The 10,351-nt window shown below is 36.5% G+C and carries 9 protein-coding genes; 7 read left to right on the top strand and 2 right to left on the bottom strand.

Translation table 11 applies throughout. The features are described 5' to 3' along the window. The first annotated feature begins 303 nt into the window (after positions 1–303). From BGM26_RS14335 to BGM26_RS14310, 6 genes are read left to right on the top strand one after another with little or no spacing between them, the layout of a single operon-like run. Positions 304–2,115, top strand: coding sequence for a sensor histidine kinase (locus tag BGM26_RS14335; protein ID WP_217040460.1), 1,812 nt, complete (start codon positions 304–306; stop codon positions 2,113–2,115). Continuing rightward, positions 2,096–2,824 (top strand): response regulator transcription factor, encoded by a 729-nt coding sequence (locus BGM26_RS14330; RefSeq protein ID WP_217040459.1) that lies wholly within the window; start codon positions 2,096–2,098, stop codon positions 2,822–2,824. Before BGM26_RS14335 ends, BGM26_RS14330 begins: the two co-directional genes overlap by 20 nt. 14 nt (positions 2,825–2,838) lie before the next feature. Beyond that, positions 2,839–3,558: a ThuA domain-containing protein gene (locus tag BGM26_RS14325; protein WP_217040458.1), complete on the top strand. Its 720-nt coding sequence runs from the start codon at positions 2,839–2,841 to the stop codon at positions 3,556–3,558. An 18-nt stretch (positions 3,559–3,576) separates the two neighbouring features. Then, a complete protein-coding gene (locus tag BGM26_RS14320; RefSeq protein WP_217040457.1) occupies positions 3,577–4,602 on the top strand; it encodes a Gfo/Idh/MocA family protein in 1,026 nt (341 codons plus the stop codon). Between the two features lie 14 nt (positions 4,603–4,616). Further along, complete coding sequence (locus BGM26_RS14315; protein ID WP_217040456.1) at positions 4,617–5,657, top strand: Gfo/Idh/MocA family protein; 1,041 nt, start codon at positions 4,617–4,619, stop codon at positions 5,655–5,657. A 12-nt stretch (positions 5,658–5,669) separates the two neighbouring features. Then, positions 5,670–6,638 carry a sugar phosphate isomerase/epimerase family protein gene (locus BGM26_RS14310; protein WP_217040455.1) on the top strand — a complete coding sequence of 323 codons (969 nt, stop codon included), beginning with the start codon at positions 5,670–5,672 and terminating at the stop codon, positions 6,636–6,638. A gap of 120 nt (positions 6,639–6,758) precedes the next feature. Here BGM26_RS14310 and BGM26_RS14305 read toward each other — a convergent pair whose 3' ends face one another. Both BGM26_RS14305 and BGM26_RS14300 read right to left on the bottom strand, forming a co-directional pair. Beyond that, on the bottom strand, positions 6,759–7,532 hold the full coding sequence (locus BGM26_RS14305) for an SDR family oxidoreductase (protein ID WP_217040454.1): 774 nt from the start codon (positions 7,530–7,532) through the stop codon (positions 6,759–6,761). Between the two features lie 355 nt (positions 7,533–7,887). After that, a complete protein-coding gene (locus BGM26_RS14300; RefSeq protein WP_367949310.1) occupies positions 7,888–8,481 on the bottom strand; it encodes a dienelactone hydrolase family protein in 594 nt (197 codons plus the stop codon). A 182-nt stretch (positions 8,482–8,663) separates the two neighbouring features. Between BGM26_RS14300 and BGM26_RS14295 the strand changes: the two genes are divergently transcribed. Further along, positions 8,664–10,094, top strand: coding sequence for a PQQ-dependent sugar dehydrogenase (locus BGM26_RS14295; RefSeq protein ID WP_217040452.1), 1,431 nt, complete (start codon positions 8,664–8,666; stop codon positions 10,092–10,094). Positions 10,095–10,351: the final 257 nt, after the last annotated feature.

Genomic DNA, 10,351 nt, shown 5'->3' with positions numbered 1-10,351 from the left:
GTAACGCCGAGGAGGCTCCCGTCCCTCCCCGCGGAAAGCAAGTGCCCGCAGCGGAAATCAACCGGCAAACTTTAAAGGCTAAAAACAACTATATATGCGAAATAGGCCAATAATTAAAACGGGAAAATTTAATAGAAAGCATGACACTTTAGCGCATGCTTTCTATTTTTTTTCTACTTAGCAGGTAATTCGGGTAGAAAATTCGTAAATTAGCAAAAGGTTGAACTAACATAATATAAAAATTCCCACAAATGGAAAGTAACTCTATACTTATGTATAGGTGGAAGTTTGGGGGGCTGAGTCATGTTTAAGACAAGCATACGAAATAAACTTATTATTCTATTAATGATTACAACGATTTTGCCTTTTGGTACATCAATCATTATTACCTATATTCATACGAAAGAATCTTTAAAGAATCAGGTCGTACAAGAGAATAGCAATCTTCTTTATCAAGGGAAGGTCAATTTAGAAAACTACATAAATGAGCTGAATCGGTTAACGTTATCTTTGTACAATAATGCTGACTTTATGAATTTCATGAGATCCGCTAATAACAGCAATAATTATTTAACAATAGGGATCATAAAAAATGTCATGCAAACGATTTTATACGCTGAAGATCATATTGACCGTGTTCATATTTCTGTTGTTAAAGATGATCGGGTCATTTCGGCATCAAAACGTTCAAATGTTGTCTTTTCTACTAAAGAAAATGCAATGAAGAATGATCATTTTGTTAAAGCGAAAGAAAGTTCTTTTGGCATGTATATTGAACCTATGCAAAAACAAAATGGGAATTCAAATAAGGGAAGTAAGAATGTGATTACTATTCACCGTTCATTCACAAATATTCCCTCCAATGAAGTGCTTGCATTTATTTCTTTAGAGATAAAGCCTGATAAAATTTTTGAATTAAGCGAAAATCTATATAACAGTAAGACAGAGGAATTCTATATTTTATCTTCCGAAGGTGACCTAATATATAGTTCAAATACAGACGTATCAGCTAATCTAGAAAAACAGAAATGGATTGAAAGAATTTTACTTTCTAAAGAAGAAAAAGGGACAATTGAATGGAAAGAAGACTCATTTAATGGAGTAATGATTTATGATCAAATGGCTGAATCAGCTGGTGGCTGGTTTTTAGTTAAAAGGGTTCCTTATGCCATTCTATACGAAAGTGCATTTAATGTGGCAAAGATTAACATTATGTTCGGAGTGGTTGGGTTACTTCTCGTCATCATGGCTACTTTATTTGTGTCATTAAAAATTACCTCACCTATTCGTGTTCTTTTGCAAAATATTCAAGAGGTTGAAGCAGGGAACATGAATGTCCAATTTGAATCATTTGGAAAAGATGAAATCGGTATATTGGGCTTTCGATTTAAACAAATGATCCAAAAAATAAATGACCTTATTAATCGGGAGTATAAACTGGAATTGGAAAACAAAACAAACCAATTAAAGGTGCTTCAATCGCAAATAAATCCTCATTTCTTATATAACGCATTACAATCGATTGGCACTGTTGCCTTAAAAAATAATGTGCCGCAAATTTATCCACTCGTCACCCACCTCTCAAAAATTATGAGATACGGAATGAATACGGATGAAGATATCGTGCCGTTAATTAAAGAAATAAACTACACAAAAGCTTATCTTTTGTTACAAAAAGAGCGGTTTGGTGAGCAATTAGAATATTCAATTGATATTGATGAAGAATTTATGAATATACATGTTCCGAAAATGATTTTGCAGCCGATTATTGAAAACTACTTCAAACATGGTTTTGATATTCGTGATGGAGTTGGGGAAATTAGGGTGGAATGCAAAAAAGAAGGGGCAGATTTACTCATAAGTGTTCTTGATAATGGAGCCGGGGTTACAGAAAGTCGCCTTGAAGAAATTTATCAGAATTTTGAAGAAGGAACGAGCATAAGAAATGGAGAAGAAACAAATATTGGATTAAGGAATGTGTATGTCAGGTTAATGCTTTATTATGATGGATTAGCCACTTTACAACTTAAGAATCACGAAGGAGCTGGCCTTTTGGTGACAATAAGGCTTCCAATAAGTGTGGAAGGTGGAGAAAATGAAAGCGATCATAGTTGATGATGAGAAACACGTTCGTGAGGGACTGCAGCTTTTGGCGGAATGGGATAAGGTTGGAATTAAGACCGTATTAGAGGCTGAAGATGGAGAAACGGCGATCGAACTCATTTCTAAGCATCGCCCAGCAATTATTTTCACGGATATGAGAATGCCAAAAAGAGATGGGATTAGTCTATTAAAATGGCTTAACTCTTCAAACATCCCAAGTAAAACAATCGTAGTTAGCGGCTATGATGATTTTGAGTATATGAGAAATGCCATTTATTATAGAAGTTTTGACTATATATTAAAGCCAATTGACCCCGAAATACTAAATGAAACATTAGAAAAGGCCGTAAAGGAATGGAACGAGCTAGAAGATAACCAAGCCATTTTTCAAATTGAAAAAAACAATATGCAAGAAATCGAAGAATATTTACAGAAAAATTATCAGCAGGAAATCTCGCTGCAAGAAATTGCTGATCGTTTCTTCTTAAGCAGAGAGTATATTTCAAGGAAATTCAAGCTAGAATTTCAAGAAACACTTACGGACTATTTAACAAAAATTAGGATCGAAAAGGCAAAGCAGTTATTGGAAACTCCATATTTGAAAATATATGAGATTGCTTATCATGTAGGCTACCAAAATGAAAAATACTTCAGTAAAGTTTTTAAAAAGCTAATAGGTTTGACGCCAAATGAATATCGAAGTTCCATATCATCTAAATAAGTGGGAGGTTTCATATGTTAAGGGTTACAGTTTGGAACGAAAATCGCCATGAACAGAAAGATCCAAAAGTTAGGGAAGTATATCCAGAAGGAATACATGGAACAATTGCTGCTTTCTTAAAAGAAGAGCAGTTTAACGTAAAAACAGCGACATTAGATGAGGCAGATCATGGATTATCCGATGGAGTGCTAGATGAGACAGAAGTTCTCATTTGGTGGGGGCATCTTGCGCACGATGAAGTAAAGGATGAAATTGTCGATAAAGTGAAACAAAGGGTGCTAGAGGGGATGGGACTAATTGTTCTTCATTCCGGCCATTTCTCTAAAATCTTTAAAACATTGATGGGGACTTCTTGTGATTTAAAGTGGCGGGAAGCGGATGAAAAAGAACGGATTTGGATTGTAGACCCGAGTCATCCAATTGCAGAAGGATTAGGGGAGTATATTGAGCTTGAGAATGAAGAAATGTACGGGGAACACTTCGATATTCCTGCACCTGATCAGCTAGTAATGGTTAGTTGGTTTGAAGGTGGAGAAGTGTTTAGAAGTGGTTGTACATACCAGCGCGGTAAAGGAAAAATCTTTTATTTCCGGCCTGGTCATGAGACTTATCCAACGTATTACAACGAGGAAATTCAGCGTGTCATTGTAAATGCAGTGAAGTGGGCAAAGCCTACGAAACTTCCAAAGCCAGTATACGGCAATGCAAAGCCACTTGAAGAAATTAAAGGATAATAGGATAGGAGGAGCATCATGGATAAGATAAAAGTTGGTATCATCGGTTGTGGGAGTATTGCTAAACATCGTCATCTACCAGAGTATGCTGGAAACGAGCAAGTAGAAATTATCGCAGTTTGCGACATTGTGGAAGAACGTGCAATTGAAATGGCAAGACAATACAATGCAAAAAGCTATTCGAATTTTGAAGAATTACTTGCAAATCCCGACATCACTGCTGTGAGTGTTTGCACACCGAATTATTTACATGCGCCAATCTCAATTGCAGCTCTCAATGCTGGTAAGCATGTTCTTTGCGAAAAACCAATGGCTACGTCACGAGAAGAAGCTGAGAAGATGATTGCTGCTGCCGGGAAAAACAACAAGAAGCTAATGATTGCCCATAATCAACGATTTGTTCCTTCACACCAGAAAGCAAAGCAGTTAATCGAAAACGGGGAAGTAGGGAAAATATACAGCTTCCGAACAGCTTTCGGCCACGGTGGACCAGAAGGCTGGAGTGCAGATGGAAAAGAAACCTGGTTCTTTAGAAAAAAGGAAGCGTTTATTGGTGCCATGGGTGATCTAGGTGTTCATAAAACCGATTTACTCCGCTATATCCTCGGGGAAGAAATTGTGGAAGTCGGTGCATTTGTCGAAACGAGTGCGAAAGAAAACGCAGATGTAGATGATACCGCTGTATGCATTTTAAAAACGGAAAGCGGGATTATCGGTACGCTAGCTGCGAGCTGGTCCTATGTTTCTAAAGAAGATAATTCAACGATCATTTATGGGGAAAAAGGGATTTTACGTTTAGAAGATGATCCAGTCCATTCTTTAATCGCTCAATATAAAAATGGAGAAGTCGTTAAATATGAGCTTGGCGGCATTCAGACGAATGAAGAGGGAAAGCAAACGGAGTCGCAGGTCATTAAGCATTTTGTGAATTCAATATTGAATGATGTGGAACCGCTGGTAACAGGAGAAGAGGGAATGAAATCGCTTCAAGTTATTCTTGCAGCATTAGAATCAAATGAATCAAAGCGAATCGTCAAACTGTAATTAGGGGAAATAACATGAAAAAACTACGGATAGGAATGATTGGAGCGGGTGGGATTGCACAAAACCGTCATATCCCGACCTTCTTAAAGTTATCCGATCAAGTAACAATTGAAGCGATATGTGATCTGAATGAATCAACAGCAAAGTCAGTTGCTGAAAAATTCAGTATACCAAAGGTGTTTACTAAATATCAGGATATGTTTGGCGAAGTAGATGCGATTACAATCTGTACGCCAAATAAGTTTCATGCTGAAATGACGATTGCAGCGCTTGAAGCAGGTCTTCATGTATTATGTGAAAAACCGATGGCGATGACACCAGAAGAGTGCCAGTTGATGATTGATGCGGCAAATAAGTCAGGAAAAGTATTAGCGATCGCTTATCATTATCGTTTTATGAAAGAATCACAGGCGGCAAAACGAGTTGTAATGGAAAATGAAATTGGTCAACCGTTCGTTGCAAGAGCAAAAGCGCTTCGAAGACGGAAAGTTCCTGGCTGGGGCGTTTTTACGAATAAGGAGCTTCAAGGTGGAGGTAGTTTAATTGATTATGGCTGTCACTTTTTAGACTTGTCGATCTGGTTATTAGGAAATCCCGAGCCTGTTGAAGTGATGGGGACTACCTACAGCGAACTGAGTAAGACGCCTAACCAAGTGAATTTGTGGGGAAGTTTTGATTATGAAACCTTCGAGGTGGATGACCATGTGACTGCATATGTAAAGTTTGATAATGGGGCATCTTTACTTTTTGAGACTTCTTGGTCAGCTAATATTAAGAATGATGAAGAAAGTGTAAGTATTTCTGGACAAACAGGTGGAGTTGATTTATTTCCATTTCAATTAAATCAAGCAAAGCACGGCATGTTACTAAATAGTGAGGCAGACTGGCTGCCTGGAGAAGAGGATCCGAGCCTTCCCCAGGCACAGAATTTTATTAATAGCTGCTTAGGTATAGAAGAATTAATTGTTAAACCAGAGCAAGCTTTAAAAGTTTCTAAGATTATTGATGCCATTTATAAAAGTAGTGAACTAGGTCAAAGCATCCGGTTAAAATAGGAGGAAGCTAATATGAAACTAGGTGTATTTACGGTATTATTTTCACAGAAAAACCTTGAAGAAATGCTTGATTATGTGAAAGTTGCCGGATTGAATGCTGTAGAAATTGGTACAGGAGGCTATCCTGGGAATGCCCACTGTGACCTTGATTTGCTTTTAGAAAGTGAAGATGAGCGAAACAAATATTTAGAGAAAATCACATCAAGAGGTTTAGAAATTAGTGCCTTTAGCTGTCACGGGAATCCGATCTCGCCTGATCAAGCTTTTGCAGAAGAATCCCATCAAGCATTAGTTAAGACAATTAAACTAGCTAATTTGATGGGTGTACGTGTTGTGAACTGTTTCTCAGGGACAGCGGGTGATCATGAAGGTGCAAAATATCCTAATTGGCCTGTTGCTCCATGGCCAAATGAATATGGGGATATCCTAAAATGGCAATGGGAGGAAAAATTAATTCCTTATTGGAAAGAAGTAGGTCAATATGCAAAAGATCACACTGTGAAAATTGGACTAGAGCTTCATGGCGGTTTTTTAGTTCATACTCCATATACGCTTCTTAAGCTAAGAGAAGAAACATGTGACGCGATTGGCGCAAATCTTGATCCAAGTCACCTATGGTGGCAAGGAATTAATCCTGTTGCAGCGATAAAAATATTAGGGAAAGAAAATGCCATTCATCATTTCCATGCGAAGGATACTTATATTGACCAAGATAACGTTAATATGTATGGGCTAACAGATATGCAGCCATATGGAAATGTACAGACACGGGCATGGACGTTCCGCTCCGTTGGATGTGGGCATAGTCTTCAAGAGTGGTCAGACATGATGAGTGCGTTACGGACATTTGGCTATGACTATGTTGTGAGCATCGAACATGAAGATCCGATTATGTCGATTGAAGAAGGATTTGCCCGGGCTGTTAAAAATTTAAAGTCGGTTTTAATTGAAGAAGAAGTCTCGGAAATGTGGTGGGTATAGAGTATGGAATCCATCAGTAAAGTTCAATTTCCGGCTTACGCTTATTGAACAATCGCTACCAATCTCTTTAATTATAATGTTCAAAACAAAAAAAGGCTCTAAAACTAGAGCCTTTTTGTTTTATCTTCTAAATCCACCCTCTGAATGAATAATTTGACCTGTAATCCACTCTGCTTCATCACTCACTAGAAATTTTATGGCTTTTGCAACATCTTTCGGTTCGCCTACTCTACCGAAAGGAAACATTGGTTTTAATTCATCTTTGATGATCTCTGTCATCCACCCTGTATCAGTTGGTCCTGGATTTATTGCATTGACCGTTATTCCCAATGGGGCAAGTTCTGCTGATAAGGTAATAGTCAAAGCATCAACTGCTCCCTTAGTTGTTGCATATGCTAATTCGCCAGGCATAGGTCCTTGAAATTGACCGGAAGTAATGTTGACAATTCTTCCTCCCAATTCCTTATCAAACTTTTGAGCAAATTTGCAACTTAAAAGTGTTGTTGCACGAATATTTACCATATAATGTTTATCTAATTCTTCCTCAGTTAAATTAGAAAAATCGGTATTAGTTGAATATGTTGCGTTATTAATTAAGATATCGGGATAACCGAGTTGCTCAATAACTCTACTTAAAAGCTGTTCGGGTGCTTCAAAATGGGTTAAATCTAACTCCATACATGATACTTTAACACCTTTTTGTATTAATTCTTCTTTTAATTTTATTGGCTCATCTAAATCCATGCTCCAAGGCATTTTTTTATCATATTCAGTCCAATACGTAAAAAATATATGAAATCCAGCTTCAGCTAGCTCTTTACAAATAGCTGCTCCAATACCTTTAAGACGGCTTACACCCGTAATAATTGCAATTTTTTCTTTTAATTGGTTCATTATAATTTCCCTCCAAATGAAGGACGCATAAATAAGGTCAATAGGAGATATAATTGTTCCCACAAAAAAAAGACAGAAACACAAAAAGGCATCCATCCTCTAACAAGGGTCTTTGAAGCCAAATAATGCAGTCCTTGAATGATTATAGATGGTCAAATAAACCCTCCTAAATGAGAGTAAAAACTAACCTATCCAATTTCTAATCATTACAAGTTCTTCCACATATCGGATCTTTATCCCCTTTCAATATCTCCACTATTTTCCACTTTAACATGAGAGGATAAATTTTACAACTTAATAAACTCATTACCCTTGTTCGACTAAATGGCCCTTCGGAATATTTCCTAATAAAAACTCATCTGTTTTTTAAGAAGTTCAATGTTTCTTTAAATGTATTTTGTGCTAATTCCCTATTGTATTTAGGTGAATATGGATCACTAAATCCGTGCTCACCCTTACATATATGTACATCTATAATCTGTTTATCTAAAGTTGCAATTAATTCATTAATATTAAATGATTTTTCTACTTTCGGAAAAAATAGCAATGCTGGGCATTTTGGAGATATTTTTACATAATCTCTAATTCGTGAACCATAATATCCGACAATACCATCGATATATTCTTCCTCACTACATAACCATGCAACAGTTGCCCCTACACTAAATCCAATGATAAATATTTTTGAGTACTTATCTTGAATATCTAATATTATATTTTTCACTTTATTTAATGCGTTAGTGAACCCTAAATTATTCATAAAATTACGGTAAGCTTCTTCCTCTTGAGAATAGTCAAAAGGTATTTCTTGTTCTAATAAATTTGGACAAATGACATCAAAATTTTGTTCTAATAATAATTTACATAAATCTTTCATGTGTTGGTTAATCCCATAAATTTCGTGTACTACAACGATTAATTTATCAGAATTTCCGTGGATTTGGATCACCTTATACATCTCCTGAAATGATCTTCATATTGTTTAATTAATACCATATTATACCGCTTTTTCACCAATCAGCCCATAAAAAGGGCGATGCTCCTGATCAGATTCCCCCTGCCCTAATTTGGTACTAATAGAACAGCTCTAATCATATTCTTATAAAAAAATATGAAGGAGTGTAATGTTAGTTGATAAACGTTAAGGTTAGTTTACGGCCCATTGTAAGTAAGTTAAATTTACCTACTGTTTTGAAATCAACTATACTTCCAGGTGACTCAATTGAAAGATTATTTATTGCAACCCAGGTAGGAGAGATCTTTTACATAGGAAACGGAGATATTAGGACTTTTTTAGATATTCGCCCACGAATCATAAGGCTAGGTTCTTCTGAACCAGGTGTTTCTGGTCGTGGATATGATGAACGGGGATTGCTAGGGCTAGCGTTTCATCCTAAATTTTATTATAACGGTCTGTTTTATCTTCATTATTCAGTAGCTGGAACACAAGGTCCAGGTGCTCTTTCTGAACATTTTAAACCTAACCCGTGTGATCCCAGAACTTTAAACCTAAGGTGGATAAATAGAGAAACTCTATATGATCATATTGATACAATTGAAGAATGGATTTTACAATCGAATGGTCAACCTCAAAAAAGACGGACTTTACTTAACTTAAGAAGACCATTTTTCAATCATAATGGTGTCAATAGCCTAAACTTTTCACCTGAAACCGGAAAACTTGTTTTAACAACCGGAGATGGTGGAGCAGGCTATGATCCATTTAATTTAAGTCAAAATGATATGGAGATAACTGGTAAAATAATCGAAATTGATGTGGATAAAAATACAAATATCTATAATCCACCCGTAGTCACACGTTTTAATGAATTACCCGTACCTATTCAGGAAACGCTGACGGTAATTGCCAAAGGGGTCCGAAATATACCTGGCATTTCATTTCTAAAGTTTAATAATCAGTATATCAAATATGTGGGAAATGTCGGACAGGATTTGGTAGAATCGATTTTTTCATTCGTTTATTATAAACCCATACCGGTTACCCAGCTTATTCAAGCCTCTTTAATGAAATCTAAACCTGACCAAGAAGGATTTATTAACTTTGGCTGGCGAGGGTGGGAAGGTGCTTTTCCAACTTCGTTTATAAGGGGCTGCACTAATAATCCGGCTTTGGATGAGAAAACAATTGCTTATTTCAATGAAGCAGTAAAAACTTCAGTGAGTCGACTTCAGCCTTTAACAAGTTATTTTCATAAAGATCCTCGACCCGATAAGTTTGGAGGAACTGCACTTACAGGAGTGCAAGCCTTTATGGGGAATGGAATCCCCGATTTAACAGGAACCGTAGTGTTTACCGATCTTGCCCGGAAAGAAGAATCTCAAACTCCGGTTAGAGGGGTTTTAGCATATACCAGGGTAAGAGCAGATTGTAAACTAAATGATTTTAGTGTTATTAAAACCGATTATAATTTTGGGTCCGGGTCAGCTTATTATGTTAGTCTAGGAACGAATCTGGATCAAACCAGACTATATTTAGGGGTTTATGGCTCTATGAAAGTGACTGATTTTAACCAAGGTACTGTTTTTGAAATTGTTCCCTAAGGAAGTGAGCTAAATTAAGCTAATAATGACCTGTCAGCTCCATTTCCCAGAAGTTTAATAAAAACAGTATTTATAAAAATATCCAATTCAAAAAATAATATTGTACTGTATAATTGATATTAATCGTTCTCTAAATACTACATTTGAATAAAACATTAACACAAATAGGAGGTTTATTATGCCATTATCATATTTAAATCCATACGTTAGAAAGCCCGTTTCAACATCACCACCACCGGTTACTCCTTTAAACACGC

Source organism: Bacillus sp. FJAT-29790, assembly GCF_019039215.1.
Classification (GTDB): domain Bacteria; phylum Bacillota; class Bacilli; order Bacillales; family Cytobacillaceae; genus Cytobacillus.
The sequence above is the reverse complement of the archived record's forward strand: the minus strand, read 5'-3'. Positions and strand labels throughout refer to the sequence as shown.

Bases quoted from the DNA above. Each gene is read 5' to 3' on its own strand.
- BGM26_RS14305 (WP_217040454.1), bottom strand. From the start codon at position 7,532: ATGAACCAATTAAAAGAAAAAATTGCAATTATTACGGGTGTAAGCCGT.
- BGM26_RS14335 (WP_217040460.1), top strand. From the start codon at position 304: ATGTTTAAGACAAGCATACGAAATAAACTTATTATTCTATTAATGATT.
- BGM26_RS14330 (WP_217040459.1), top strand. From the start codon at position 2,096: ATGAAAGCGATCATAGTTGATGATGAGAAACACGTTCGTGAGGGACTG.
- BGM26_RS14310 (WP_217040455.1), top strand. From the start codon at position 5,670: ATGAAACTAGGTGTATTTACGGTATTATTTTCACAGAAAAACCTTGAA.
- BGM26_RS14315 (WP_217040456.1), top strand. From the start codon at position 4,617: ATGAAAAAACTACGGATAGGAATGATTGGAGCGGGTGGGATTGCACAA.
- BGM26_RS14320 (WP_217040457.1), top strand. From the start codon at position 3,577: ATGGATAAGATAAAAGTTGGTATCATCGGTTGTGGGAGTATTGCTAAA.
- BGM26_RS14325 (WP_217040458.1), top strand. From the start codon at position 2,839: ATGTTAAGGGTTACAGTTTGGAACGAAAATCGCCATGAACAGAAAGAT.